General features: G+C 49.1%; 21 protein-coding genes. 18 read left to right on the forward strand and 3 right to left on the reverse strand.

The genetic code is table 11. The features are described from left to right. Positions 1-2 precede the first annotated feature (2 nt). The 3 genes from nagB (at position 3) to ACTHPG_RS22340 (ending at position 2,420) form a co-directional block, all read left to right on the forward strand. Positions 3-731, forward strand: a complete 729-nt coding sequence (gene nagB, locus ACTHPG_RS22330; RefSeq protein WP_440391582.1) for a glucosamine-6-phosphate deaminase — start codon at positions 3-5, stop codon at positions 729-731. Beyond that, positions 728-1,942 carry an N-acetylglucosamine-6-phosphate deacetylase gene (gene nagA, locus ACTHPG_RS22335; protein ID WP_440391583.1) on the forward strand — a complete coding sequence of 405 codons (1,215 nt, stop codon included), beginning with the start codon at positions 728-730 and terminating at the stop codon, positions 1,940-1,942. Before nagB ends, nagA begins: the two co-directional genes overlap by 4 nt. A 106-nt stretch (positions 1,943-2,048) precedes the next feature. Then, positions 2,049-2,420 (forward strand): hypothetical protein, encoded by a 372-nt coding sequence (locus tag ACTHPG_RS22340; protein ID WP_440391584.1) that lies wholly within the window; start codon positions 2,049-2,051, stop codon positions 2,418-2,420. 490 nt (positions 2,421-2,910) lie between these two features. Here the strand turns inward: ACTHPG_RS22340 and ACTHPG_RS22345 are convergent, their stop codons facing one another. Next, positions 2,911-4,266 carry a dipeptidase gene (locus ACTHPG_RS22345; protein WP_440391585.1) on the reverse strand — a complete coding sequence of 452 codons (1,356 nt, stop codon included), beginning with the start codon at positions 4,264-4,266 and terminating at the stop codon, positions 2,911-2,913. Between the two features lie 215 nt (positions 4,267-4,481). Between ACTHPG_RS22345 and ACTHPG_RS22350 the strand changes: the two genes are divergently transcribed. From ACTHPG_RS22350 to ACTHPG_RS22390, 9 genes are all read left to right on the forward strand, one after another. Then, on the forward strand, positions 4,482-6,887 hold the full coding sequence (locus ACTHPG_RS22350; RefSeq protein ID WP_440391586.1) for an AraC family transcriptional regulator: 2,406 nt from the start codon (positions 4,482-4,484) through the stop codon (positions 6,885-6,887). Positions 6,888-7,223: 336 nt separating this feature from the next. Continuing rightward, positions 7,224-8,153 carry an ABC transporter permease gene (locus ACTHPG_RS22355; RefSeq protein ID WP_440391656.1) on the forward strand — a complete coding sequence of 310 codons (930 nt, stop codon included), beginning with the start codon at positions 7,224-7,226 and terminating at the stop codon, positions 8,151-8,153. A 12-nt stretch (positions 8,154-8,165) separates the two neighbouring features. Further along, a complete protein-coding gene (locus ACTHPG_RS22360) occupies positions 8,166-9,053 on the forward strand; it encodes a carbohydrate ABC transporter permease (protein WP_017692544.1) in 888 nt (295 codons plus the stop codon). Between the two features lie 18 nt (positions 9,054-9,071). Next, positions 9,072-10,577 (forward strand): extracellular solute-binding protein, encoded by a 1,506-nt coding sequence (locus tag ACTHPG_RS22365; protein ID WP_440391587.1) that lies wholly within the window; start codon positions 9,072-9,074, stop codon positions 10,575-10,577. A gap of 240 nt (positions 10,578-10,817) precedes the next feature. After that, on the forward strand, positions 10,818-14,171 hold the full coding sequence (locus ACTHPG_RS22370) for a glycosyl hydrolase (protein WP_440391588.1): 3,354 nt from the start codon (positions 10,818-10,820) through the stop codon (positions 14,169-14,171). A 12-nt stretch (positions 14,172-14,183) separates the two neighbouring features. Beyond that, positions 14,184-15,797 carry a glycoside hydrolase family 43 protein gene (locus tag ACTHPG_RS22375; RefSeq protein WP_440391589.1) on the forward strand — a complete coding sequence of 538 codons (1,614 nt, stop codon included), beginning with the start codon at positions 14,184-14,186 and terminating at the stop codon, positions 15,795-15,797. A gap of 32 nt (positions 15,798-15,829) precedes the next feature. Next, the gene (locus ACTHPG_RS22380) at positions 15,830-16,651 is read left to right on the forward strand and encodes a polysaccharide deacetylase family protein (RefSeq protein ID WP_440391590.1); all 822 of its coding nucleotides are present in this window, start codon (positions 15,830-15,832) and stop codon (positions 16,649-16,651) included. A gap of 57 nt (positions 16,652-16,708) precedes the next feature. After that, positions 16,709-18,859 (forward strand): glycoside hydrolase family 88/105 protein, encoded by a 2,151-nt coding sequence (locus ACTHPG_RS22385; protein WP_440391591.1) that lies wholly within the window; start codon positions 16,709-16,711, stop codon positions 18,857-18,859. Positions 18,860-18,953: 94 nt separating this feature from the next. Further along, on the forward strand, positions 18,954-19,679 hold the full coding sequence (locus tag ACTHPG_RS22390; protein ID WP_440391592.1) for a class I SAM-dependent methyltransferase: 726 nt from the start codon (positions 18,954-18,956) through the stop codon (positions 19,677-19,679). A 166-nt stretch (positions 19,680-19,845) separates the two neighbouring features. On the opposite strand, the gene ACTHPG_RS22395 is transcribed toward ACTHPG_RS22390, so the two are convergent. Continuing rightward, positions 19,846-20,721, reverse strand: a complete 876-nt coding sequence (locus tag ACTHPG_RS22395; protein ID WP_440391593.1) for a DUF72 domain-containing protein — start codon at positions 20,719-20,721, stop codon at positions 19,846-19,848. Positions 20,722-20,945: 224 nt separating this feature from the next. Between ACTHPG_RS22395 and ACTHPG_RS22400 the strand changes: the two genes are divergently transcribed. The 5 genes from ACTHPG_RS22400 to ACTHPG_RS22420 all read left to right on the forward strand — a co-directional run bounded on the left by ACTHPG_RS22400 (position 20,946) and on the right by ACTHPG_RS22420 (position 25,018). After that, on the forward strand, positions 20,946-21,689 hold the full coding sequence (locus tag ACTHPG_RS22400) for a class I SAM-dependent methyltransferase (protein ID WP_440391594.1): 744 nt from the start codon (positions 20,946-20,948) through the stop codon (positions 21,687-21,689). Between the two features lie 27 nt (positions 21,690-21,716). Next, positions 21,717-22,709 (forward strand): MBL fold metallo-hydrolase, encoded by a 993-nt coding sequence (locus ACTHPG_RS22405; protein ID WP_440391595.1) that lies wholly within the window; start codon positions 21,717-21,719, stop codon positions 22,707-22,709. A 165-nt stretch (positions 22,710-22,874) separates the two neighbouring features. Next, entirely contained in the window at positions 22,875-23,288 is a 414-nt protein-coding gene (locus tag ACTHPG_RS22410; RefSeq protein ID WP_440391596.1) for a hypothetical protein, read from the forward strand. Beyond that, a complete protein-coding gene (locus ACTHPG_RS22415) occupies positions 23,285-24,328 on the forward strand; it encodes an FAD:protein FMN transferase (RefSeq protein ID WP_440391597.1) in 1,044 nt (347 codons plus the stop codon). Before ACTHPG_RS22410 ends, ACTHPG_RS22415 begins: the two co-directional genes overlap by 4 nt. A 36-nt stretch (positions 24,329-24,364) precedes the next feature. After that, on the forward strand, positions 24,365-25,018 hold the full coding sequence (locus tag ACTHPG_RS22420) for a ferric reductase-like transmembrane domain-containing protein (RefSeq protein WP_440391598.1): 654 nt from the start codon (positions 24,365-24,367) through the stop codon (positions 25,016-25,018). A gap of 157 nt (positions 25,019-25,175) precedes the next feature. Here ACTHPG_RS22420 and ACTHPG_RS22425 read toward each other — a convergent pair whose 3' ends face one another. Further along, entirely contained in the window at positions 25,176-25,742 is a 567-nt protein-coding gene (locus tag ACTHPG_RS22425; protein ID WP_091037633.1) for a phosphatidylglycerophosphatase A family protein, read from the reverse strand. A 192-nt stretch (positions 25,743-25,934) separates the two neighbouring features. Between ACTHPG_RS22425 and ACTHPG_RS22430 the strand changes: the two genes are divergently transcribed. After that, positions 25,935-26,990 carry a GerMN domain-containing protein gene (locus ACTHPG_RS22430; protein WP_440391599.1) on the forward strand — a complete coding sequence of 352 codons (1,056 nt, stop codon included), beginning with the start codon at positions 25,935-25,937 and terminating at the stop codon, positions 26,988-26,990. Position 26,991 lies beyond the last annotated feature (1 nt).

Consider the following 26,991-nt stretch of genomic DNA (forward strand, 5'->3'; position numbering starts at 1 on the left):
AGATGAATATACGTATTTTTGAAAATGAAGAAGATTTGAATGCCACGGGAGCAGGAGTCATCGCCAGTTTATTGCAGACCAAACCACGTGCAGTCCTCGGACTTGCAACGGGAAGTTCGCCTGTAGGCATATATAAACAGCTTATTGCGTTGTATCAAAAGGGATTGGTCAGTTTCTCGCAGGCTTCTTCATTCAATCTGGATGAGTATGTAGGGCTTCCAACAGAGCATCGCGAAAGTTACCGCAGTTTCATGAACGAACAATTATTCCATCATATTGATATGGATCTTGCTAGAACGCATGTACCTGATGGTCAGGCTGCCGATCTGGAACAGGAATGTAAATCCTATGAACAGCGGCTGGATGATCGTGGACCCGTGGATCTTCAACTGCTGGGTATTGGGCATAATGGTCATATTGGCTTCAATGAACCGGGAACTGAATTAACTGGACGCACACATGTTGTAGACCTGAAAGAAGAGACGCGAAAGGCAAACGCACGTTTCTTCGATAGTCTCGATGAGGTTCCGGCTCAGGCGATTACGATGGGTGTCGGTACCATTTTGAAAGCCAAACAGATTCTGCTCATTGCCCGAGGCGAGGAAAAAGCCGAGATTATTCGCGAGGCGTTTATGGGTCCAATCACAACGGCCTGTCCTGCATCGCTGTTGCAATGTCATCCGAATGTAGTGGTATTGCTGGACCGTGCGGCAGGGAGGCTGGTGAGATGAGCGGAGCGAATAACCGTGAACCTGGGAGTCAGCGTGATGAACATATTTCTCTTCTTCAAGGCAGGTTGCTCCTAGCAGATGAGATTTTGGAAGACGGTGTATTAGCCTGGAGGGATGAAAAAATCCTTTATGCTGGGGTACCGGAAGGTCTGCCTGAACAGATTTCGAGAGAGGCAGTGTCCATGCCTGTACCGGAATGCGGCCTTATTGTGCCTGGGTTCATTGATATCCATGTGCATGGTGGGAACGGAGAAGACTTTATGGACGCAAGCCCGGAGGTGCTGGACAAGATCACTTCTTTTCATAGTACGCAGGGAACAACAGCGATGCTTGCAACTTCCATGACCGCTCCAAAAGAGCGTCTGGACAGCGTACTTGCTGAAGTGGCCCGCTACCGTTCAGGCGAAATGCCATATGCACAGCTTGAGGGTGTGCACCTGGAAGGACCCTTTTTCAGTCCGAAATGGCCTGGTGCGCAAAATCCGGAACATATCATGCTGCCTGATGTTTCCTGGCTTGAAGCATGGGAGAAGCAGTATCCCGGCCTAATCCGTCAGGTTACGTTAGCACCGGAACGTGAAGGCGCACTTGAAGTGATCTCATGGCTGCGTGAACAGCGGATTACAGCGGCACTCGGCCACACCGATGCGACCTATGAAGAGGTGGAGCGGGCAGTGGAAGCAGGACTGCATCATGCGGTACATACGTTCAATGCCATGACACCGTTGCATCATCGGCAACCTGGAGCTGCCGGAGCTGTGTTAAGTGATCCACGCATCAGTGCCGAGGTGATTGCCGATGGTATTCACGTACACCCTGCGGCGATCTCGATCCTCGCTCAGCTGAAGCAACAGGATGATCAACTCGTGCTAATCACAGATGCCATGTCTGCTGCTGGATTAGATGACGGCGAATACAAGATCGGCGACCTGCCCGTCATCGTGAAGCATGGCGAAGCCAGACTGAAGGACGGCGGCGCACTGGCGGGAAGTACACTGACGATGATTCGCGGTTTCCGTTACCTGGTGCAGGAAGTGGGCTTGAGTCTGAACGCTGCATCACGCGCAGCGAGTCTGACCCCCGCACGCCTGCTGGGCATTGATCACCGGACAGGTTCCCTGGCTCAAGGAAAGCAGGCAGATATCGTTTTGCTGAATGCGGAGTTAAATATTGAAGGTGTATGGGTGAAGGGCAGACGGATTAGTGAATAAGTTGTAGGGTGGAAATGTTTGCGGAGAGGCAACACCTTGCACAATATGTTAAAATAGATCTCAAAAAGACGGGATCTGCGGATCACGCATAACGGAGGCGTGAAACATGGAACGTAACGCTATGCTCGAAAATGATCCGTTCATCACAGTGTTGGCGGAGAAGTTGCACATACACGGATATTATGCATTTTATGGCGAGCATTACAATGAGACCGATATGGAGCTGTACCGCAGGCATCTGTTTACATCATTCAGCAACATCGTATGGGTAGAGCTGGATGCACGCAAAAAGTATATGATTGTCGATCATCGTGGACGCAACACGGTTATGAAACTGATTGAAGGTATGATGAACACACGCAGAACACTGCGGGCGAATCAGGCCATGGCGGGGACTGATACTTCTGGAGTCCAGCAGGAAATCGCACACTTATCCAAGCTTGTGCACATGCTGAAATTCACGACTTTCCGCACATAAATGGAATGAGGGGAGTAGAATCTGGAGGATGTCCCGAAAGTGGGTTACACCTTCTAGTTATAGGGGCTAATAAACGTACATTGAAACGAAATAGATCTAGATCGCCAATTACAAAAGGGGTGTACCGTCATGAAGTTGGACGGCACACCCCTTTTGTATACTTTTATACCTACCTACTACCCTACATTTGTAAAGTAGGCTCAATCCTAAAATCAGTCTGCGACAAGCTGCAAGGTAGTGAAGGGGACGAAATCTATTCAAATAAAAACGATGACTGTAGGCCACCGTTTTTGTAATATCTACCTGCCCCTCTATGAAGTTGAGTAAATAATTTACACGTTAACGGAGTGGGGAGAAAAAAGCTGAAGAAGCGGAGCGTTCGCCTTTATCACCCGAATTTCTCCCTTTAGAAAATGAAATCAAAGAAATCGGGGGATAACAGCGATCGGAAGCTTATTCTCCCCGCGTAGTGACCTCCGTGTAAGAGTGTTTACAAACTTTTCAAAAACTGAACAATCGTCAACAACCCTTTATCAAAATTCTCCAGGTTGAAATGCTCGTTCGGAGCATGCAGATTCTCATCCGGCAAACCGAAGCCCATCATGACAGCAGGAATTTCGAGTACACGTGAGAGCTTCTCAACAATCGGAATGGAGCCGCCATCTTTGGTAAAGAGGGCACGAACGCCATACACATGCTCATACGCATCTGCCGCTTTTTGCAGAATGGGATTGGAAGGATCGGTGTTGAACGCAAAAGCTTTCTCGATCTGTTTCACATGCAGCGTTGCACCCGGTTGAACATGAGCGCGCAGATGTGCTTCGATACGATCCAGTACATGTTGTGGATCTTGATCAGCCACGAGGCGGCAGGTGATTTTGGCATGAGCTTCCTTCGGAATAACCGTTTTGCTGCCTTCGCCCTGGAAACCGCCCCATACGCCGTTCAGTTCCAATGTTGGACGAGCGCCAACACGTTCCACGAACGAGTAACCTTCTTCGCCGTACAATTGCTCCAGCCCGAGGTCTTGACGAAGCTGTTCTTCATTGAAGCCCTGTTTCACAAATTCTTCTCTCATCTCAGGAGACAGTGGCAGTACGCCGTCGTAGAAACCATCTACACTCACGCGGCCTTGCTCATCATGCAACGAAGCGAGCAAGGATACGAGTGCGTGCAGTGCGTTGGGTACACCGCCACCAAATGAACCGGAGTGCAAGTCGGTATTGGCTGTGTTCAGATCCACGTGAAGGGAGCATAGGCCGCGCAGGCCAGTGGAGATCGCCGGTTTACCTTTTTCAAGCAAGGACGTATCCGAGATCAGTACCATGTCTGCACGCAGCTTGTCCGTATTGTCATTCAGATAGATGGGCAGGTTCGGGCTGGAGATTTCCTCTTCGCCTTCAATGCAGAACTTGACGTTAACCGGCAGTTCTTTGTTCTCGGCGAGAATCGCTTCTACTGCCTTGATATGTAGGAAGATCTGTCCTTTGTCATCCGTCGCACCACGGGCATACAGCTTGCCATCACGAACGGTGGGTTCGAAAGGTGGCGTGTCCCACAGGTTAAGGGGGTCTACAGGTTGTACATCATAGTGTCCATAGATCAGAGCCGTCGGTTTGCCGGGGGCATGCAGGTGATCTGCATAGACAATCGGATGTCCAGCTGTTTGAATGACCTCTACGTTTTCCATACCTGCACGTGTGAGCGCATCTGCTGCCCATTGTGCTGCACGATTAATATCCTCTTTATGCTCTGAAATGGCAGAGATACTTGGAATGGACAACCATTCATTCAGTTCTGCCAGGTGTTTTTCTCTATTTTGTTCGAAATAAGTCTGTTCTTTCATTAAAAAGGCCTCCTTCATGTTTGCTATATCTCATTGTAATCCATTTTGTCATGTTAATAAAACATTGGTTAAAAAATAGATCCGTTTCAGATCGTTTCATTCACCGTAAGATTGTGCGTATAATACAAGAAAAGGATTTCATCCATATATTCTCAGGGGAGTTGAAGAAGTTTCCATGACAGTCAGACCCGATGCAAGCAGGCAGGTGAGCAGCGATGGAACCGACTAGGAGCGATCGAATATTTGGCAGATTCAAGCGGTTATCCGATTTGAAGGCAGGAAGGCATAAAGGACGATTTTATCGAAACAGCCTGATGCTTATTTTGCTCATTGCCAGCATTCCCGGACTAATCACAGGTATCGTCATGTATCAACAGGTTGTTGGCCGGATGGAAACCGAGTTCAATCAGATGCATCAGAACCAGATCGAGAACCGGGCACGCAATGTGGATGACCAGCTGGCTTATCTGGAGATGAACTTATCCCATTGGGCTTTTGAACCGAGGTTTGGCAATGCACTGCGAACGCTGGATTTTGTGTATTATTTTAATGAAACGCAGGAGATTGTGACTACCTTATACGTATTACAAGGTTCTCATCCGCTGATCAAGTCAGCACAGCTGTATTTGCAGGAACCGAAGCCAATCTTGTTTAATCGGGATTATACCGAATTGAACGATGAAGCCAAAGTACAAGCATATGATCGATACCTTTCCATGGGGAACCACGTGTACTGGACAGACTGGGTTTCCAGCATCAACAGAGATACCGAACCTTCGACCAACGATAGTCCACTGCATACGGATGCAGGCAATGCACTTGTTCTAGTACATAAGATACCGGGAGAGAGCATGAATCCGTTTGGTGCACTGATCATCACGCTGGATAACGAGAAAGTCGCCAGTTTATTGAAAACGCTTACTCCTTATGACGAAGGTTTGACGTTCCTCATGGATCAGGAAGGAAACACTCTGGTTACCGGGAATCCGGGAACGGCGGGAGAGACTTCTGCTTTTGAGCAGCAGCTAAAAGAAGAAGTAGCCCTGAATGCGGGCAGCCGCTCATTCCTGTTCCGATATGAGGATCAGACCTATTCTGTCTCATACGGTTCATTGAGTCGGATCGATTCAGACTGGACTTACGTCTCCGCAGCACCTTTGACCTCTGTCACTTCGCCAGTCAAGCTGGTATCCAAAATCATCGTTATTGCGAGTGCAGGCAGTCTCATCCTGGGATTGTTGTTATCCTGGTTTGCTTCCCGCCGCATCTATTCGCCTGTAGCACGGATGCTGCACCTGCTTACGCCTGGCAGAAACGAAACAACACCAATGGATGCCAAGCTGGACGAGTTTGAGCTGCTGGAGCAACAGTGGAACGAACTGACCTCCCGGAGTGTCACGGCACATCGCCAATTGCAGGAGCAGCTGCCCCATCTGCGCGACAGCTTTGTCTTACAACTTGTACAGGGGCATCTATATGCCTATAACGAGCAGGATCTGCAGCAACGGATGCGTAATCTTGGCTTTGAAGTGGAGGGCCAGCAGTTTTTGCTGGTGCAGATGTATTTTACGGGATATGAGCAGCTGCAAGGCAGATTCGGAAGCCAGGACACGGGACTGATTACTTTTGCCGCAGTGAATATCACGCAGGAAGTAGCCAAAAATTATTTTGGGCAGATCAGTGTTATGAATTTCCACGACTTGTCTTCCGCCATGCTTGTGATCGCTCCCCAGAACGAACCTGTGAAGTCACAAGCGCTATTATGGGGACAGGAACTGGTGGAGGTCATTGGACGAACGCTCAAAATGAAGGTGACCTTGATGGTCAGTCGCCCGGCGGCTTCAATACAAGAACTGCCTGGACGATTCGTTGAGATGGAACAGGCTGTGGCTTATCGCAGTGTGGACGAAGGAAGTCAGATTCTCGATCTGGAGGATGAGGAGTGTTTCCGCAGAAACGAAGCAGCTTCCTATCCGCTTGGGCTGGAACGCGAGTTGCTGCAGGCGATCAGGCTGGGCAAGCAGGACGAAGCTGAACGTGTGCTGGAACAATTCATGAGTGAGATTACGAGGACAGGTAGTACCGAATTTCAGGTGCAGCAGATGATGCTGCAATTACTCGGCAGTATTCAGCACATGATGTTGCAAACGGGGGTCACACCTTATAAGCTGTTTGGTGGTTGCAACATGTATGAACGCTTATCAGGTATTCGTGAACCTGTACAGATGAGACAGTGGATGATGAATGAGGTATTCATACCTTATATACAAGAGGTTGAGGTACGATCCCAGGAACCGCTGAAACTGGTGGTGGAACGAACGATGTTGTACATCGATACACATTACCGCAGCGACATTTCGCTGGAAAACTGTGCTGACGCGGAGCAGATGACACCCTATGCACTGAGCAAGGCATTCAAACAGGTATCGGGCATCAATTTTATTGACTATCTGACACGTGTGAGAATGGAGGCGGCGAAGGAATTGTTACGGGAGACAACGATGAAAATCAATGATGTTGCAGCGGCTGTGGGATATCAGCATAGTTATTTTAATCGGATTTTCAAGAAACAGGAGAGAGTTACCCCGAGTCAGTATCGCGATCAATGGTTTGGACAATAACCGTTTATATCTTTGTCATTTCAGACCGGCATTCAGCTTTAGTGGATGTCGTTTTTTTTCTTTTTTTTACCGTGATACAAAGAAGGATAAACTCGCAAAAATGTGCAATTCTACCTGCTACGTTATGTTCAGTTTCTTGTGAAAATGGCGTTATAGCGGGCTTTCCAGCGAGTGCACTGGAGGTGTGCAAAAAATGAGGGTTGCCGGAAACGAAGCGGCTGTATAGTCTGAGTATCAGGTTAATTGATAACGCTTACATTTTTTTAGGGAAGGGGAGTCATGATGAACGGGAAGACGGACTGGAACAGTAACGCCACTGCAACTGCTCAAGCGGATATGGCCACAAGGCCCATGAGACGAGAGTCTAACTGGAAAAGGCAGATCAAACGAAACAAATGGTTATATGTGCTTGTGCTTCCCGGCTTTTTGTACTTTGTCATCTTTAAATACTTGCCCATGTGGGGGATCATCATTGCCTTTCAGGACTACCAGCCTTTTCTGGGCATCCGCGAGAGTAGTTGGGTGGGGCTAGAGAACTTTACGAACTTCTTCTCTAACCCGGACTTCTTCCGACTATTACGTAATACGCTGGTCCTTGCCCTGTATGATCTGATCTTCTTTTTCCCGGCACCGATCATTATCGCCTTGTTATTAAATGAAATTCGGGTCGCTTTCTTCAAAAGAACGATTCAAACGCTGGTCTATGTCCCCCATTTTGTATCCATGGTGATTATCGCCAGTATCACGTACGTGTTCCTGACCCCGCAAGGCGGGGTGTTATACGACCTGATCGCCTGGATTACTGGCAAGCCTATTGATGTACTCTCCAGTCCGGGTTCGTTCCGTCCGCTCATTATTGTGCAGATGATGTGGAAGGAGATGGGATGGGGCACGATCATTTTCTTGGCAGCCCTCGCAGGTGTCGATACGGAACAATATGAAGCCTCCATTGTGGACGGCGCCGGACGATTAAGGCGGATGTGGCATATCACGCTTCCCGCGATTCGTACGACCATAGTCATTTTGCTTATTCTCAGACTGGGGAACTTCCTCGATACCGGATTTGAGCAGATCTATCTGATGACCAACTCCCTCAACCGGGATGTAGCGGACGTATTTGATACGTATGTGTACACGGTAGGGATTACGCAAGGTGCATTCAGTTACAGTACTGCTGTTGGACTATTCAAGTCTGTGGTGGGGATTATCCTGGTGCTTGGCAGTAATAAACTTGCGAAAAAATTCGGCCATCCCGGAATTTATTAAGGAGGAGCGCCCATGAACAGCCGTCTATACAACAGCCCTGCCGGCAAGGTATTTGATATCTTTAATTACGTCATGCTGGGGATTCTGGGCATATTAACCGTCCTTCCGTTCCTGTATATTATAGGGAATTCTTTCGCAACGGAAGCCGAGATTACCGAACGCAGTTTTTTCCTCATCCCGAAGGTATTTTCGTTCAGCGCATATGAATATATTTTCTCCTCGTCCACGATCTTTCGCAGCATTGGCGTTTCGATCTTCATCACAGTGGCAGGTACCCTGGTGAATCTGTTCTTCACCCTGACGATGGCCTATCCCCTATCCAGAAGTGACTTCTGGGGTCGCAACGTCATGATGAACATGGTGATCTTCTCAATGTTATTCGGTGGTGGCATGATCCCAACCTATCTTGTCATTCGTGGACTGGGACTGCTTGATTCCTACTGGGCCCTTATGCTTCCTGGCGCGATCAGCGCTTTTAACTTAATTGTTGTCAAAAACTTTTTTCAGCAAATGCCGCCCGGGCTGGAGGAAGCTGCCCGCATCGACGGCTGTTCGGATCTCGGGGTGCTGTGGCGAATCGTTCTGCCTTTATCGAAGCCGGTCATTGCCACGTTTGCCTTGTTCTACGCCGTAGGCCATTGGAACAACTTTTTCTCGGCACTTCTCTATATTTCCGACAGTGACAAATGGCCACTGCAAGTCATGCTGCGACAGATTGTGTTGCTCTCGCAAGCCAGTGTCGGAGATATGGCGAACATGGACCCCAATTTTGTACAGCCACCAGAGCAGTCGATCAAAATGGCGGTGATCGTTGTAGGTACCATTCCGATTTTGCTGGTGTATCCGTTTTTGCAGAAGCATTTTGCCAAAGGTGTCATGTTAGGTTCAATCAAAGGCTAAAGCCAAGGGGGAGAACGTATGGGACAAAAAACGGGATTCAAAAAAGGGGCACTGCTACTCTCTGCGTCACTGGTACTTAGTACAATTCTGGGCGCATGCTCCACGGACAAAGCAGATTCAGGAACCGCTGCGGGTGGCACCGATCAGCTCACGATTATGCTGCCGAACTTTGAAGCGGAGAATCCGCCGGACAACAGCCCTGTGATTCAGAAGCTGGAGGAATTGACCAAGGTTGATGTTAATCTACAATGGGTGCCGAGCAGTTCCTATGAGGACAAATTTAATATCACACTGGCTTCGGGTAAACTTCCGCAAATTATGGTCGTATTGGGGAAATCCCCAAGCTTTATCAATGCAGCCCGGACAGGGGCATTCTGGGAATTGGGTCCTTATCTGAAGGACTATCCGAACCTGAGCCAGATGAATGAAATCATCACCAATAATGCCTCTATCGATGGCAAAACGTATGGGATATATCGGGCTCGCCCACTGGGACGTAATGGGGTGACTATCCGTAAGGACTGGCTGGAGAATCTGGGGCTGGAAGAGCCGAAGACGATTGATGAATTTTACAATGTATTGAAAGCATTCACGAAGGATGACCCGGACGGTAACGGCAAGGATGATACGTACGGTCTGGTAGCCAGCAAATTCACGGGCCCATGGGATAACATGCAGGTGTGGTTCGGTGCCCCCAACAAATGGGGAGATGATGGCAGCGGGGGGCTAATCCCTGCGCATGAGACACCGGAATACATGGAAGCACTGAAATTTTTCCGCCAGATCTACAGCGAGGGTCTGGTGAACAAGGATTTTGCCGTGATGGATGCAACGAAATTGCCTGATCCATTTGTGAACGGGCAAGCGGGTGTCATGGTGGATGTAGCAGATAATGCGCAGCGTATGGATCAGAAGATACTGGATAAAGATCCGAATGCCACAGGACGTGTGGATGTGCTGCAAGCCATGGAAGGTCCAAAGGGGCTGCGTGATATGCCAACGTCCGGATATTCCGGAATGATTGCCATCTCCAAAGGCAGTGTCAAAACGGAAGAGGAACTGAAGAAGGTACTGAGTTTCCTGGATCAACTCAATGAACCAGAATTGCAGGCGCTGCTTGGGAACGGGCTGGAAGGCAAGCAGTATGAGAAAAAAGAAAACTATATCATCCCTTCCACTGACAAGCTTGCCCTCCGCGATCTGCAGGGCTTGAATCAGATATTGATGTTTGTGCCGGAGGACAAAACACTTCGCGTGCAACAGACACCTGTCCGTGAAAAGGTTGCACAGGTGCAGAAAGCCAATGAAGAGATTGTCATCGCCAATCCTGGCGAACCGCTGATCTCGGATGTTTACGCTCAGAAAGGACCGCAGCTGGACAATATCATTAACGATGCGCGGATCAAATATATCGTAGGTCAGATTGATGAGAAAGGATTCGAAGATGCTGTGGCCCTGTGGAAGAACAACGGCGGAGATGATTATGTGAAAGAAGTCAATGAACTGTACGCTGCACTGAAGTAGTCTTATAAGCAAAAGCCCGGCAGCCGTGCTTTCAGGGTAACGGGGACAGCCGGGCTTTTTTTATCGCTGTAATGGCTTGATCCGTGAACAAAAAATTCATCCAACTTTCTGGAAATTATGACTTCCTGAATATGGTTTTTGATGTATAATCAAAGCGAAACAAACCTATTTGAACTTAAATGAACGTTATTGGTAAATCTGGATACCGCACAATCTTGAACATGCAGGGAGGAAGGCAACATGTGGAACGGGGATGCTTTTGATAATCCCGAGGCGCAGTACAGGATCCATCCCTTTTGGTTCTGGAACGGGGATATGCAAGATGAGCAGGTTAAGCGGCAGGTGGCTGAGATGGCCACGCAAGGTGTAGGCGGATTCTTTATCTGTCCACGTCAAGGACTGCAAATTCCCTATCTCTCCGAAGCGTGGTTTGATAAGGTGCGGATTGCAGTGGAAGCGGCGGCCGCTCACGGCATGCAGGTATGGTTATATGACGAGTATCCTTATCCGAGTGGAATGGCTGGCGGGGAAGTGACTCTTGATTTTCCTGAAGCCAAGCAGCGTCAGCTCGTGCATCATCAGATGGTGGTTCAGGGCGAAGAAGCTGTGGATCTGGAGTTGCCATGGGGACGAGTCTTGGTTGCCAAGGCGATTCCCAAGGATGCACAGGGCAAACGGTTGTGGCATGAATCCATTGATTTGCGCAGCAAAATCGGCAATATCCAGACCGATCAGGTCTATCAGGAGACCGGACTCACATCGTATAACCGCAAGCGGTTCTTCACCTACCAAACAGCGTTCCGCTTGTTGTGGGATGTTCCCCCGGGTGATTGGGAGTTGATTATATTTCAGGAGAAAGAAATCGATGATTTCAAATATTACGGCAACTTCGTCGATCCTTGCCATAAGGAAGCGATGAGCCGATTTATTGAACTGACACATGAGCGTTATAAGTCAGCGGTTGGAGATCAATTTGAAAGCGTAATCAAAGGTATGTTCTCGGATGAAATTGCACCGCTGGGTCGTATCCCCTGGTCACCACAGCTTCCCCGTTATTTTAGCGAGCGTTGTGGTTATAGTCTGATCGATTCGCTACCGGCTTTGCTATATGGCGATGTTCCGAACGCGCATCGGATTCGGTATGACTACTACCAGTCGCTGCACCTGCTCCTCCGGGAGTCCTATCACAAACAGGTGCATGACTGGTGTGAGGAAGCAGGAATCCAGTATGCGGCTGAAGTGCCTGGCGTACGGATGACCACCCAGTTGTACAGCCACATGCCAGGTGGTGATTCGGCACATGAGAAAATCGGAAGATCCTTATCGTGGATTCTGGAACGTTACGGACAAAAGATGCGTGACAATCCCAAGATGGTCAGTTCGCTTGCCAGACAACTGGGCCGAAGTCGCAATCTGATTGAATGTTTTCACAGTGTAGGCTGGTCCATGACGCTACAGGATGCGAAGTGGATGATTGATCGCATGGCCGCTATGGGCACCAATTTCTATAACTTTCATGCCTTTTTCTATACGATCGGTGGGCTTGCGAAGCATGATGCACCGCCATCTCAATTTTTGCAGAATCCCTATTGGAAGCATTTTCGGCAGTTGGGGGATTATACCGGACGTTTGAGCTATCTCATGAGCACCGGAGCAGCAGATATTCGTATTGCCGTCCTTGACCCAACGACGACATTCTGGAGTCTGATGGGTAATCCGCTGCATGGATTTGAGTATAGCGGCGAAGACGAAGCAGAACGGGTGCAACTGAATCGTCTAACGAAGGACTGGATGAGGATCACGACACATCTGCTTGAAAACAGACGTGACTATGATCACCTTGATCCCGAATTGTTGGCTGAAGCTGACTTAACGGATGGCATCATTCAGATCGGCGTTGCCCGTTATGACGTACTGATTCTGCCACCGATGCTGAATCTGGAGGCCGCGGCCTGGGAACAGGTGAAGCGATTCGTTCATCAGGGAGGAACCGTCATTTCTGTTGGGATGCCTCCACATATTGCGATTCAGCCGGGAAGTCCGGAGGGAGATGAAGCTACCCAGTTCTTTGGTGCGGGCGAGCAGCCGCAAGAGGTGTACTGGGGCCGTGGAGGGGACACGGGTCACGATAACCGTGAAACCATGTGGCATCAAGGTGAGGGGAATGCTTATTTTCTACCCGCAGGAACGGGGCAGGGAGATGACTTTTCGCTGGAGCTGATCTCTCTCCTGCTCGATCAGGTGTTGCCCGAACCCATCTGCTGGATTATGGAGGAGGAGAGCGCCTCCCTGTTGATGCACACCCGTCAATTGTCGGCTGGAGAGCACATGGTTTTTTTGACCAATCAGGAGGGTCAGGACCTGAAGGGACAGTTGAAGCTGGTCGCCAGACAGCTGTGGGATGGAACGGAGCTGACAGAGGCTGCTTGTCTGGTGGCAGAACGACTTGATCTGGAGACAGGACAGCTTCAGACATTACCGTTTACGAGCAGTGGCGGGGAATGTTGTATTTCACTTACGCTGGCGCCTTATGAAGCACATGCTGTTCGTCTTACTTTACAACCTGCGAAGGAAGAGGCATTAACAACGAAGGTGGATGTAACAGACAAAACGGGTTCGGCGTTCGTAAGGGTTGTATCGGCAGGAGCTAATCAGGCCCGTAAGATCATGGTCCCTTCGGAAGGGCCATGGCGACTGGAAACGGTGCAGCCTAACATTTTGCGAATGGGACAATTCCATCTTCAGGCTTCCAATACTAATGGTGTGATTCTGGAAAGCCAGCATGTAGCTGTAAAACCGTTTATTGATCAGGCGGCAGAATTATCGAAGCAGCAGCATCTGCCAGTCCAGTTTAATCAGGTATTTGGCACACCCAAAAAGGCATCCGTTGCTTACCCGATCGAGTGCCGTTATACGACCACATTTGAGCTGAGAACGGCATTGTCTGCATGCCTTTTATTCATGGACAGAGCGGCGATCTCGGGCACTTGGTCGATGGAGATTAATGGGCATCTGCTTGAAAAGGAACAATTCGATCCAATTGAAATAACCGACCACAATAATATCGCTTGTGATATTACAGAGCTGCTGCACAGCGGTCTTAACGAAATGACAGTGATTGTGCAGGTAACGAAAGATGAGGATGGCCTCGTGGATCCCCTGTATCTACAGGGAAGATTCGGCGTGGAGTTCCATCATGAAGGCATGGCTTCGCTTGTACGGGAGTCGGACACGGCCCTTCGTATCGGACCTGAACCGCAGCCGCTGTATCCCTATTTTGCCGGGGAAATGAGTTATAAACGCACGTTCTGGCTGGATGAGCCAGGGGAAGATGTTGCCTCATTTGAACTGGAATTCAGCGATTGGCGGGTGCAGGATGTAACGGAAGTGCGGGTGAACGGACAAAGTCTGGGTGTACGTTGCTGGTCTCCGTATCGCTGGAAGGGAGATACCTCATGGTTGCGTCCAGGGGCGAACGACATTGAGGTGAGGATTACCAACACGTTGATTGGTCTGCTGGAAGGTACCTATTTTGATTCAGAATATCATCGATTACAGGATGCAGGTCAGGTATCTGCGGAAGAATTCAGATGAAGGAGTGAACGTATGAGTACAACCCAATCAGAACAACAAAGACTGGACCCGGTTTGGGTCGCAGATCAGGGGGACGGAACCTACCGTAATCCGATTCTGCATGCGGATTACTCGGACCCGGATGTGATTCGTGTAGGAGATGATTTCTATATGACGGCTTCGAGTTTCTCCCACACCCCGGGGCTGCCGATTTTACACTCGAAGGACCTGGTGAACTGGAAGCTTGTCCGCTATGCCATTGAACGGCTGGATCTGCCAGGATACGATGTGCCTCTTCATGGCAAGGGCGTATGGGCACCCAGCATTCGGTATCACGACGGAAAGTACTGGATCTTCTTCAGTACGCCGGATGAGGGCATCTTTATGACCACGGCGGATCACCCTGAAGGCGAGTGGTCTCCGCTGCATCGGGTTCATGAAGTGAAGGGCTGGATTGATCCTTGTCCTTTGTGGGATGAGGATGGGCAAGCCTATCTGGTACATGCTTTTGCCCATAGTCGCAGTGGAATAAAGAGCAAAATTCAGGTGTGCCGGATGACTGCGGATGGAAGTAAGCTTCTGGACGAAGGTACGATCGTCTTTGATGGGACCGAACATCATCCGACCATTGAAGGGCCTAAGTTCTATAAGCGCGAGGGGTATTATTATATCTTTGCTCCCGCTGGAGGAGTTAAGCCGGGCTGGCAGACTGTTTTGCGTTCCAAACAGGTATTTGGGCCCTATGAGGATCGAATTGTTATGCATCAGGGAGCTTCCTCGGTCAATGGTCCCCACCAGGGAGGATACGTGGAGCTGGAATCCGGGCAGTCCTGGTTTATTCATTTTCAGGATCGGGATGCCTATGGGCGCATAGTTCATCTTCAGCCAATGACTTGGACGGAAGACGGCTGGCCTATTATTGGAATAGACCGTGAAGGTAATGGAACGGGTGAACCTGTGGATGTGCACGTCAAACCGGATGTAGGAGCAGCTCATCCTATTAATGTACCTGATGTATCCGATGATTTTCAGGCTAAGCTGGGCCTGCAATGGCAGTGGCAGGCAAACTCCCGCCCCGAGTGGGCCGATGCAGGTACGGAAAGAGGACTGGTATTACCTGCACATCCATACCCGGAGGGAATTCAGTCCTTGTTCGGTGTACCTCACCTTCTCTTGCAGAAGCTGCCTGCATCTGAATTTGAAGCGACGACCAAGCTCACGTTCCTGCCTGGACAGGAAGGAGATCAGTCAGGTCTCATCATGTTCGGAGATTCGTATGCAAGCCTGTGTCTGTTACGGACAGAAGACGGAACCATTCGGTTATCCTTGATTCGCGGAGCCAAACGTGCAGATAGCCATCTGCAAGCAGATGAATGGGAGGAAACGGGGCTGGACTGGGAGGGCCAGGGTTCGCAGGTCAAAGGCTGGACCGTTCATCTTCGGCTCACCCTGATAGAACCTGCCTTGTGCCAGTTCAGTTGGAGTGAGGATGGAGCGGAGTTTCAGCCGATCGGTACACCATTTAACGCCACAACAGCCCTCTGGGTTGGTGCGAAGATGGGCATCTTTGCTGTAAACACGCGGTTCGCGAATCGTGGAGGTCAGAGTGTTTTTCGTTATTTTAACGTGAAGGAAATTCGGGATTAGGGAGCAAAAGAAGCAGCAGGAGGAGGAGCAAAATGGGACATCGTATTCAGTTTGACCGCTATCCAGGTGGTGTGATGAAAGCGTTAACGCTCAGTTATGACGATGGAGTGGTGCATGATCGCAGACTGGTGGAGATTTGTAATCGGTATGGTCTACGGGGAACCTTTAATCTGAACTCCGGTACCTTAGGTAATCCAGGCCGCATTGAGGCTGGGGAAGTCGCTGAACTTTATACGGGGCATGAAGTAGCCGTTCACACCGTTACTCACCCTACACTACCTTATGTTCCGAATGAACTATTGACCGAAGAGATTATGGAGGATAGAAAAGCATTGGAGCAACTTGTCGGTTATCCGGTACGAGGCATGGCTTATCCCAACGGAGGGTATGACCGTGCGTTAAGTACAAAGCTGGAGTGGCTTGGCATTGATTATGCCCGTACCGTTGAATCACATGGCAGATACACGTTGCCAGACCGTCCACTTGAGTGGCATCCGACCTGTCATCATAATCATGATCTGGCGGTACATGCCGAACGTTTTATCCAACATTCCAAAACAGGTACGCCACTATTACTCTACGTCTGGGGTCACAGTTACGAGTTCAATGACAACGACAATTGGGAGATCATCGAACAGTTTGGTCAGCAGATTGGCGGCAGGAAGGACATCTGGTATGCCACGAACATTGAAGTAATTGCCTATTGGAAAGCGGTGCAACGACTGGAGTGTTCGGCAGATCGATCCATCATCCATAATCCGTCTGCCATCCCGGTTTGGTTCACGGCAGATCAGCAGGTTGTTGAAGTGCAGGGCGGGGAGACATTGCGGCTAAGCGAACGAATCAAGGTATAAGGAAGGGAGCTGACGATCATTCGTTATTTTCATGAGAACGAGGCGATTGCAGGCAAGGTGTACGATTCAATTCCGGATATATTGACTACGGTGGCTCAGCGTTATATTGGTGATCATCCGAAACATTCCTTTTTGCTTCGAGCCTATCATCAGGGTGGTTTTCGCAGGCTTGGCGATTATCGCTACGACCTGAATCTGAATGAGAAATGCGCAGACGCGCGTGTAGGGCAGTACGTGTATCTATGGGGCAAGTTATGGAGCGAGCAGAATACAACGTTAAATACGGGCCTGAACTGTTATAGTCCGGTGACGATCTATGTGAACGGCGAAGAGGTATTCAAGTCTGAGTTGTTGCAGGAGTTATTTCCCGAGCGAAGAACCCAGATCCCGATTTCCGTTAACTATGGCTGGAATGATGTGTTGCTGTGTTTTGTCAAAACAGAAGTAGGATTCGGCGGTATTTACGGAACAGCCTCGTTCAAAAATTTCCCGCTGCACTTCCTCACTCCTGGGGCAGATCGTCAAGGACAGGAGGGCTGGTTATATTCGGAACCCGTCGATGAACCTGTATTCTCTCTTCCTCGTGACGGCATGACGGAAGAAGAAACGGGCCTTTCCTGGAATCCACGAAGGGGCTGGACAGATGAGGAGCAGAGCAGGGGGTCTTTTGCCCGCATCTTTGGTACAGAAAAGCCCGCTGTTGCCTACGCATGGTCCAGATTGGATGTAACTTTGCCAGGAACATTACCAGTTATTTTAAAAGGCCGTCATGATGGAGCTTTGACCCTGTATGTGGATGGCACAGAAATGTATTCTGCTGGACATAGTGCCAGCTTCCACATCGAACTCCCACGCCGCTACGGTTCCTCGGATTTGGTCGCAAAAGGTGAAAATCAGGCAGTCGGCGGTTCATGGGGATTCACGTTGGAAGATGCCGAGCGTTCGGGTTCCACAGGCTGGAGACTGAAGCCGCCTCATCCGGTTGCGGGATGCTCTGACCCCTGGCTGTATACAGGTGTGTTTGTTCCTGGCGCTGAGCCACCCCGCACCGATATCGTGCGAACAGATACCGTATTTGATGATGGCGCACAAGGTGTGTATTGGCGGGTAGATCTGCCCGACACCCATGTTCGTCCCTATCTGGAGAACACACATTACGGAAAGTGGAATTATCCGCTTGGTGTTACCCTGCTTGGACTGCTACAGACTGGACAGGAATTGGGACGGGATGATTACATTCAGTACGTGCGGCAACATATTGAACTGAGCACTTCATTTGACCGTTATGGTCTGTGGGACCGTGAAGCATACGGTGCGGCAGGGATTAATAATCAACTGTCTGCCATCGACAGTCTGGATGATTGCGGTTCGTTTGGGTCCACGCTGCTTGCTGCGATGGAGTTCGGCGATATTCGTGGTGGAAGAGATACCGCGGATCGGATTGCGGGTTACATTACGGATGAGCAGGAACGTCTGGAGGATGGGGCCTTTTACCGGGTTCGCGGCAGTGGGGAGATGCGTCAGGAGACGATGTGGTGTGATGACTTATATATGAGTACACCATTTCTGATGCGTTATGGTCAATTGACAGGTGATGGGGCGTATTGGGATGATGCAATCAACCAGTTCCTGATGTTCCGTAAATACCTCTATCTTCCCGAACAACAGATCATGTCCCATGTGTATGATTTTGTGCGTGGTAAGGCAACAGGCATTCCATGGGGACGCGGGAACGGCTGGGTGCTCTTTTCATTAACCGAACTGTTAACGATCTTGCCACTTGATCATGTGAAACGGCCGGAACTATTACAATTCTATCGTGATTTAAGTCAAGGTTATCTGGCGCTGCAAGGGGAAAATGGACTTTGGCATCAGGTGCTGAACCGCCCGGATTCGTATGAAGAAACCTCCTGTACATCCATGTTTATCTACGCTTATGCCCGTGGTATTCGGGAAGGGTGGCTGGAACGTCCAGAGCCTTATCTGGAGGCGGTACGCAAAGGATGGGAAGGCATGACGCGTTTGTCGATTGATTATAAAGGCAATATATACGGGGTATGCCGGGGTTCCGGATACTCGTTTACCTCCTTGTATTATCGCGATGATCTGGGTTGGAATCTGAATGATACCCATGGGATCGGTATTGTGCTTTTGGCAGGTATTGAAGCACATAAGATGAATCAGCAGCTACATGAGGCGTCTATCTGAAACTCAATCATCCATTGCTTTGACTCTAGTTGACTAAACGATTTCTTATATGTTTACCTAGTAAAAAGGCTATAGAGAGTGGGAAAGGAAAGTTATGATTCCATTAGTGTATGATCAGATTAACCATTGGGGAAGAGACGACGAATTTTTCCTTGCATTGCTAAAGAAATTAAAAGTAGAGTCTATAGCTGACTTAGGCTGCGGAACAGGAAGATGGACTACTCACCTCGTTCAGTACGGCTATAAAATTACAGCTATTGATCCCCATGAAGAAGCAATTGAAGTGGCGAGAATGAAAGATAATTCAGGCAACGTGAATTGGATTGTAGGAGATAGCTCAAATTTACAAACCAATACTTATGATGCGGTCATTATGACTGCCAATGTTGCACAGGTATTTCTTACAGATGATAGTTGGCAGAAAGTAATTTCAGACGTATTCCAATCCCTGAAAGTTGGCGGTCACTTTATATTTGATGTTAGAAACCCATTGGTAAAAGTGTGGGAAGAGTGGGAGAAGGACAGGACTCCTGACTTAGCGAAAGATATGCGAAGTGGAGACCCTCTTGAAATCCATACAGAATATGAAGGGTTTGAGGGAGAAGTTTATACTTTTTATGAAACTGTGAAAAATACTAAAACAGACGAAGTACTGGTTCATGAAAAAATGCAGCTCAGATTTCGAAATCAAGAGGAATTGCATGAGTCGCTGAAACAAACAGGTTTTTCAATCATTGAAACATATGGTGATTGGGAATTTAAACAAGCAAATTCTAAAAATCGATCCTTTGTTTTCGATTGTGTAAAAGAGAGTCATTAATTTAAATGAAGTCCATCGTAATAGTGGCTATGGATAACGAACTGAAAGAAGCGGCAATGCCCTCGGGCTTGCCGCTTTTAGCTGATTATAATTTCAAATGGCATGATAGCAATACCATACACTTACCTTCACCAAACTATATGGATAATTCCGTCGTAAACCCGGATCAAAATAACTCCAGCTGCTCCGGTCCTTCTTCCTCCTCCGGTTCAGTACGGTCAGGAAAAGGCTTCACCGGCAGATCCAGCAGATCCATCATCATCTGGGCATTCGCCGCCGCATCGCCACCGGAGTTGTTGTTAAAAATAACATAGACGTCCTTGCTCTGCTCCTGCAATTGCTCCAGATATCCTTTCCACTCCAACAGCTCTTCCTTGTTGTAACGGTACAGATAACGGGTCTCGCGCCAATTGGGCGCACCGTTCTGATGCCAGCCGGACACATTGCGCCCGTGCATGCGAACCAGTGTCATGTCCGAATCGGTGGCCTGGGGCACGATGGGAATGGACCCTAAACCCGCCTGAGGCTCGTCACATACGCTGTGAATCCAGCCTTGCTCCTTCATGAACGAAAGTGTTCGCTCACGCATGTCATCTTCATACCAACTGCGATGCCGGAATTCCAGGGCGCATGGAATTCCCTCCATGCGAAGTTTTACTTCACGAAGCTCTTTCACATTGTCCTTATTACATTCGAACCAGGGCGGATACTGAAACAAGGCTGCCTGCATCTTGCCGGCTTCAATGACGGGTTCCAGTGATTCCCGAAAAGCTTTATACATCTCCGACGTGCTGGTGAAGTAGGGTTTGCCTCGCAGATGTCCGGTCATTCCCTGATAGGCTTTGATGATAAAAGCAAAGGATTCGGGCGTCTCAGCAGCCCATCGAGCCATGCGATCCCGCGGCTGTACGGCGTAGAAGGAACTATCCACCTCCACGGTGGAGAAGTATTGACCGTATAGACTGAGCTTGTCTTTGGCTTTGGTACGGTTCGGATAGAGATCTTCCTGATCCCCCCATCCGGTAAGTCCGATGTGAATCATAAGAACACCTCCTGTTGCTTATAATTAACCGATTCGCAGGGGTATGCGCATGATTAACATTATATCGTGTACATTTTGGCTCTTCAATGTAGGCAATGTACCGGGATTTTTTTGAGTTTGCAGAATAAAGACGTTACAATACATTAAAGCTAGGGGAAATGACCAGGCCTGCACAAAGCGCACTACAGATAGAGGGCCGATGACCATGTGGAGGGCGAGATTGAATGACGGAATGGTACGAAAAGAGTTTTGGAGAAGATTATCTTCTCGTATACAAGCACCGGGATGTGCAAGGTGCCTATCAGGAAGTACATAAAATGATCAATTGGTTGAAGCTTGAGCCTAATGCTGAAGTATTGGATCTATGCTGCGGTATGGGACGACATTCCTTGGCACTTGCTGATGCAGGATTGCGAGTGACGGGAGTTGATCTGTCCGATGTGCTTTTACGTGAAGCGCGGATAATGGATGACGAACACCGAGTAACCTGGTGCCATGCAGACATGCGTGAACTCCCCCTGAAAGGTGGCTTCGATGCCGTAGTCAATCTGTTCACATCGTTTGGTTATTTCCTGGAGGATGGAGAACAACTGAAAGTATTACGTGCCATTCATCGCATGCTTCGCCCGGGTGGCAGCTATATTATTGATTTTATGAATACGGCTTATGTGACTCGTCATCTGGTGCCGCACTCTGTCCGAGAAGATGAAGGGCAGCGAATTGAGGAGTTCCGCAAGATCAAGGATGGATTTGTGCAGAAGGAAATTCGTATTACGGACACCGCATCCGGACATGAACCGCGGGTATATCAAGAGCGTGTGAAGTTGTACACAAAGGATCAACTGAGTCAGATGTTAAGTGCAGCCGGACTCCGGGTAGATCAGGTTCATGGTGGCTATGATGAAGAGAAATATGACGAGCAGACTTCTCCGCGAATGATTTTTGTGGGTCGTCGTCCTGTGGAGTGAACAGAGACCGTCCGGAAGGAGGATCACATGAAGCGAACAGAAGAGATGTCCATGCCAGAGGGCATGCACCGGGTCAAGATCAGCATGGCATTTCCTTTGCGGTGGGTGAACAGTTACGTGTTATCAGAACCGGATGGGAAGATAACCATTATAGATCCGGGGCCGCGTAATTCGGAAACAGAACAGGAGTGGAGTGAAGCGCTGGCAGATCTCGGCCTGACCTTTGGCGATATTCGTCAAATTGTACTGACCCACCATCACCCCGATCATCTTGGGTTGTCGGGTTGGATGCAACAGATGACGGGGGCATCCGTCCGAATGTCCACACGCTCCCGCGAAGAAGCTGATTATATGTGGGGACCTGATTCACACATCGATGCAATTTTACCTGATTATTATGGTCGTCATGGTATGCCGGAAGACAAGACTGAGCAGATACATGAACATATGAAGGCATTTACTTCGCAGATCACGCCACTTCCGAATGTCACACCGATTGAAGATGGCGAGTGGCTCGATATGGGCGGGAGACGTTGGGTTGCTGTGGAGACGGGTGGACATGCCCCAGGCCATTTATCCTTTTATGCGCCGGAGTCCATGGAGATTCTGTGCGGAGATGCAGTTTTGCCACAGATCTCACCGAATATCAGTCTGCAACCCGGAAGTGACCCTCAGCCATTGTTATCTTATATGGAAGGATTGCAACGTCTCGGGGACTTGAATGTCAAGCAGGCGTATCCAGGGCATCGGAACCCTTTTGCCCAGTTCAGCGAACGGACAGTACATCTGCTTGCTCATCATGAGGAACGTCTTCAAAAGATGACGGAGCGGATTCAGGAGTCACCAGCGAGTGCGTATGACATCTGTGTACACATGTTTGGCAATCGGCTTGGTACCCATCAACTGCGGTTTGCCATGAGTGAGACGTTGGCCCATTTGCAGGAGTTAGTTCGACGCGAAGTAGTGAAGCAAGAGCAGCAACCGGATGGTACGTTCTATTTTCAAAACTATACGGAATGATGATATCGTTATGAAATGATAATTCGATCTTATACAGAGGCCCGGAACAGGAAATTCACCTGTTCCGGGCCTTTTTAGCCTCTCTTAACGGTTCATTCATCTATTTTTAAGCCAGCGTGCCTATGATACATCTATGAACTTCGCTAAAGAAAGCAGGGAAGAGCGATGACCAGAAGAAAACGGAATCAATGGAGAAAATGGCAAGCTTCAGCGGCAGCAACGTTGACTGTGGCTGCACTCTTTCAATATGTAAGAACTTCGGATGCCTTTGACGTGGCTTATGCAGCAGCAACTGGCACAGATACAAGCGTTACTGCTTCAAGCCAGGCAGGTACGCGTGATGATGTGATAGATGAATGGATCAACAGCACAACGGACAGCAACAACTGGAATACGCAGGACAATGATAATGATAGTCAATATAATGGAACATCCGATAGCACTCAAGCAACTCAGCCGGATCGGAGCATGAGCAACAAGGGAAGTTATTCGGATGCTCAGCGTTACGGACAAAATGACCAGGATACAGGCTCCGGTTACAGCAGTGGCAACTATCAGTCACGTACAGGTGCATCATGAGCCGCACGGAGCAAGTCGCTCGTCCGCTCCGGTTTCAATTCCGTGCAATGAACACGGATGTTGAAGTGCAACTGTCCGCTGGCCGGGAAGAAGCTGAACATGCAGCAACCTTGGTGAAGAATTGGTTTGAGACGCAGGAGCAGCGCTTCAGCCGATTTGTGGCAGACAGCGAGCTGAATCGTCTGAATCACTCGACGGGATGGATGCCCATCTCTGCTGCAATGGATGAAGTTTTGAGTCTGGCCTACGGATATATTGGACTGACTGAAGGGATTTTTCAACCGGGTATCTCGCAGGCTCTTCAGGATTCAGGATATGATCTAAGTTTTGAGAAGATACAGCAACGACAACCGCAACGTCCGCTGCTTGAGCGCATTTTGCGAACGATAACACCTGAAAGCTCAGGAATGATGGAAGATCGTCATGACCACAGTCGTCCGGGATGGATTCAGCGGGAAGGTAGCCGGATGGTTCATCTGGATCCCGGAGCTGAGCTGGATCTGGGAGGCATCGTTAAAGGATGGGCGGTGGAGCGCATTGCGGACTGGTTGCAGAGAACATTGCATATCCCCGCGGGGTTAATTAACGCGGGTGGAGATATTCAGGTATGGGGTACATCGGACCACCCCCAATGGACCTTGAAAGTAGCAGATCCTTTGCAAGACCAGAGGGATGTGACTGGTGCGGTTCGCTTACAGCGAGGAGCTGTTGCAACTTCGGGTATTTCGCATAGACTTTGGCAAAATTCAGACGGAAGCATTGCGCATCATCTCATTGACCCCCGAACGATGAAACCGGCGGATACGGATGTGCTACAGTGCACCGTTTTGGGACAGCATGCGTCGCAATGCGAGATTATTGCCAAGACGGTCTGCATTCTGGGGAGTGCGGAGGCGGTGGGCTGGTTAAACCGACATTATGATCGGCATGATGTCTTGTGGATAACACAGGATGGGAGTACTTATTTTAGAGGGAATACGGATACGCTTGCTGAGCACTGGCTCGGTTTTGATCCGGATCATCGCTTCAGTCTGATCTAAACGAGAACAAGTCTAACAGATATGGGGGAGCCGGTTATGGCACAATGGATTGTTAATTACCTGCCGACGTGGAATATCATTCGAATTAGTGGAATTGCTGCTTATGTGCTGCTCTTTGCCGGTGTATTTTTGGGCATTGCTCAAGGGATGTCGATGGCCAAAGGCAAGCCCAAAGCAGCCATGTTCAAATGGCATACGCGAACGACCTGGCTCGCCTTCGGACTTGGACTCGTGCATGCGTTAACGTTATATATTGATCATTACAGCCCATTTACCTGGGGGGAACTGCTGATTCCTTTTACCGCCTCCGTGCATCCGATCGGCAGTGGTCTGGGAACGCTAGCTTTCTACGGACTGGTGATTGTCCTGTTATCCAGTGATCTGCGGAACAAGCTGGGCCGCAAATGGTGGTTCATGTTCCACATGCTGTCCTATCCCGTGTTCATCGGTCTGCTGATTCACGGCATGGTTACGGGAACGGATTCTGGTAATATCTTCATGCGGATGATGTATGTATTTACCGGTCTCAGCATAATCGGCATCACTGTGCTGCGCGGCATGTTGCGAGAGCGCAAAGGTCCCGAGATCACGATTGGACCGAAGTGGACACCAGCTGAGCCAGCTGTCGACCAGAAGTGGGTTGAAGGTTTTGGTTTGGCGGGCAATGTACGGCCCAAGCATCTAAAATAATAACGTGTCAATCTTCAAAAAGATTCCTAGACATGCAAAAGAAGCGGCCATCAGGCCGCTTTTTTTATGAAAATTATTTCGTCGAACAGTCATTTCACCAATCATCCACCACATATCCAATGAGCTGCAATGACTTACGATATGCACGAGTTACGCGTTATACAGCGTCATCGCTGACAGGTTTTTCTCCCAGTGCTTCTTCAAGCTCGGATTGTTTGCGATGGGCGATCCGACTGCTCGCTGCCGATGCAATCGCACCTACAATATCATCGAAGAAGGTATGGACAGGACCCAGGCTCTTGTCATTCAGTCGCTCGAGCACCCCTGGTTTCAGCTTGTCCACATAACCATAATTCGTAAATCCAATGCTGCCATATACATTGACGATAGAAAATGCCAAAATCTCATCCACGCCATACAGTCCTTCGTCGTTCTCAATCATCTCCTGCAAAGGAGATATGAGCTGCCCCTGTTCTGCAAGAATATCAAGCTGAATCCCGGTCAGGACGGCGTTCTGTACCTCACGTTTACGGAGAACCATCTCCACATTTTCAATACATTCTTCCATTGTGAGACCTGGATAGTATTTTTTCTGCAATAACATGACCAGTTCCGCGATCTCAGGGATCGTGACGCCCCGCTTATGCAGCCATTCCCTTGTTGCCTCCGCGACCTTGCGGCTATTCAGACTGTAAGGGATTTTTTCTTGCTCAGGATGTTCCATGGGCGATTCCTCCTCTGAAGTTAGCAATGTCCCTACTCTTGTTTCCTAATACGTATTAACCGGTTTTACGTTTCTTTAAGATCATCGAACTTATAAGTTTTCAGTGAAGCTTTTATCTTTTAGTTATTTTTTGGACAAAGGCTCGTATACATGGTAGTACAAACTGTAAAAATGATGAGGGGGAACGTGATCATGAGAAAGATCCATTCTTTGCGTACGGTATCGGCAGCTGCACTGCTGAGCATTCCTATGGTGTTGTCAGGTTGTGGCATGTTTGGAGCACTGCCTTCCGAAGCTGTTGATCCACCACCGCCCATCCAGGAAGCAGCCATGATCCAGGCAGCCGAAGGGAATGGGGCACTCGCAACGCTCCCGTTAACGACGGTATATCTGCAAGACCAGCAGGGACTGCTCGCTCCGGTATCCCTGACTCTTCCTTCCGGAACAGATGCCAGCAGTCCCAAGACAGCTCTGGATACACTTGTCACAGGCGGAGCCTATGCGGGTATGTTGCCTGAAGGATTCCAGGGCGTTCTCCCGCAGGGAACGGTTGTGCAGAATGTAACGATTCACGCGGATGACAAGCTGGCGGTCGTGGAGTTCTCGGGTAATTTTTCCAAGTATGATGCGAAGGATGAACGGAAAATGCTAGAAGCTGTCACCTGGACATTAACGGGAACACCTGATGTGGAGAATGTGCAGATCTGGGTGGATGGCAAAAAGTTAACACAAATGCCGGTGAACAGCACGCCGTTGCCTGAACCGCTGAATCGGGCTGTGGGAATCAATCTGGATCTGGGCGATACATTGGTGGCGAACAGCAGCCCGGTCACGGTCTATTTCTCAGCAGCTTCACCAGCAGGCATCCAATATTATGTTCCAGTTACACGTCTCGTTACTCCTGGTGAAGACCGGGTGCAGGCAGCATTGAACGAACTGATCAAGGGACCTGACAAAGGCGGCGAATTGGAAGAAGTCATGACAGGCGGAACAGAGCTGCAATCGGTCAAAACGGCTGAGGATGGCACAGTAACGGTTGCCTTGAAAGATGATATGTTTGCCGAAGGGGATATCGTACCTAGCGAGTTGTTACAGTCTGTCGTATTAACGACCGCGGAGAATACAGCCGGCAAGGATGCCAAAGTGCAGATCGAATGGAACGGCCAAAAAACGGTCATGGGTGATGATAACCGGGATTACAGTGCGCCTGTTTCCAAGCCTGAATATATCAACGAAATTCCGATTTAAT

The organism is Paenibacillus sp. SAF-068, from assembly GCF_051967555.1.
In the GTDB taxonomy this organism is placed as follows: Bacteria; Bacillota; Bacilli; order Paenibacillales; family Paenibacillaceae; genus Paenibacillus.

Excerpts from the sequence above, each read along its gene's own strand:
- nagB (WP_440391582.1), top strand. The coding sequence starts at position 3 with ATGAATATACGTATTTTTGAAAATGAAGAAGATTTGAATGCCACGGGA.
- nagA (WP_440391583.1), top strand. The coding sequence starts at position 728 with ATGAGCGGAGCGAATAACCGTGAACCTGGGAGTCAGCGTGATGAACAT.
- ACTHPG_RS22340 (WP_440391584.1), top strand. The coding sequence starts at position 2,049 with ATGGAACGTAACGCTATGCTCGAAAATGATCCGTTCATCACAGTGTTG.
- ACTHPG_RS22345 (WP_440391585.1), bottom strand. The coding sequence starts at position 4,266 with ATGAAAGAACAGACTTATTTCGAACAAAATAGAGAAAAACACCTGGCA.
- ACTHPG_RS22350 (WP_440391586.1), top strand. The coding sequence starts at position 4,482 with ATGGAACCGACTAGGAGCGATCGAATATTTGGCAGATTCAAGCGGTTA.
- ACTHPG_RS22355 (WP_440391656.1), top strand. The coding sequence starts at position 7,224 with ATGGCCACAAGGCCCATGAGACGAGAGTCTAACTGGAAAAGGCAGATC.
- ACTHPG_RS22360 (WP_017692544.1), top strand. The coding sequence starts at position 8,166 with ATGAACAGCCGTCTATACAACAGCCCTGCCGGCAAGGTATTTGATATC.
- ACTHPG_RS22365 (WP_440391587.1), top strand. The coding sequence starts at position 9,072 with ATGGGACAAAAAACGGGATTCAAAAAAGGGGCACTGCTACTCTCTGCG.
- ACTHPG_RS22370 (WP_440391588.1), top strand. The coding sequence starts at position 10,818 with ATGTGGAACGGGGATGCTTTTGATAATCCCGAGGCGCAGTACAGGATC.
- ACTHPG_RS22375 (WP_440391589.1), top strand. The coding sequence starts at position 14,184 with ATGAGTACAACCCAATCAGAACAACAAAGACTGGACCCGGTTTGGGTC.
- ACTHPG_RS22380 (WP_440391590.1), top strand. The coding sequence starts at position 15,830 with ATGGGACATCGTATTCAGTTTGACCGCTATCCAGGTGGTGTGATGAAA.
- ACTHPG_RS22390 (WP_440391592.1), top strand. The coding sequence starts at position 18,954 with ATGATTCCATTAGTGTATGATCAGATTAACCATTGGGGAAGAGACGAC.
- ACTHPG_RS22395 (WP_440391593.1), bottom strand. The coding sequence starts at position 20,721 with ATGATTCACATCGGACTTACCGGATGGGGGGATCAGGAAGATCTCTAT.
- ACTHPG_RS22400 (WP_440391594.1), top strand. The coding sequence starts at position 20,946 with ATGACGGAATGGTACGAAAAGAGTTTTGGAGAAGATTATCTTCTCGTA.
- ACTHPG_RS22405 (WP_440391595.1), top strand. The coding sequence starts at position 21,717 with ATGAAGCGAACAGAAGAGATGTCCATGCCAGAGGGCATGCACCGGGTC.
- ACTHPG_RS22410 (WP_440391596.1), top strand. The coding sequence starts at position 22,875 with ATGACCAGAAGAAAACGGAATCAATGGAGAAAATGGCAAGCTTCAGCG.
- ACTHPG_RS22415 (WP_440391597.1), top strand. The coding sequence starts at position 23,285 with ATGAGCCGCACGGAGCAAGTCGCTCGTCCGCTCCGGTTTCAATTCCGT.
- ACTHPG_RS22420 (WP_440391598.1), top strand. The coding sequence starts at position 24,365 with ATGGCACAATGGATTGTTAATTACCTGCCGACGTGGAATATCATTCGA.
- ACTHPG_RS22425 (WP_091037633.1), bottom strand. The coding sequence starts at position 25,742 with ATGGAACATCCTGAGCAAGAAAAAATCCCTTACAGTCTGAATAGCCGC.
- ACTHPG_RS22430 (WP_440391599.1), top strand. The coding sequence starts at position 25,935 with ATGAGAAAGATCCATTCTTTGCGTACGGTATCGGCAGCTGCACTGCTG.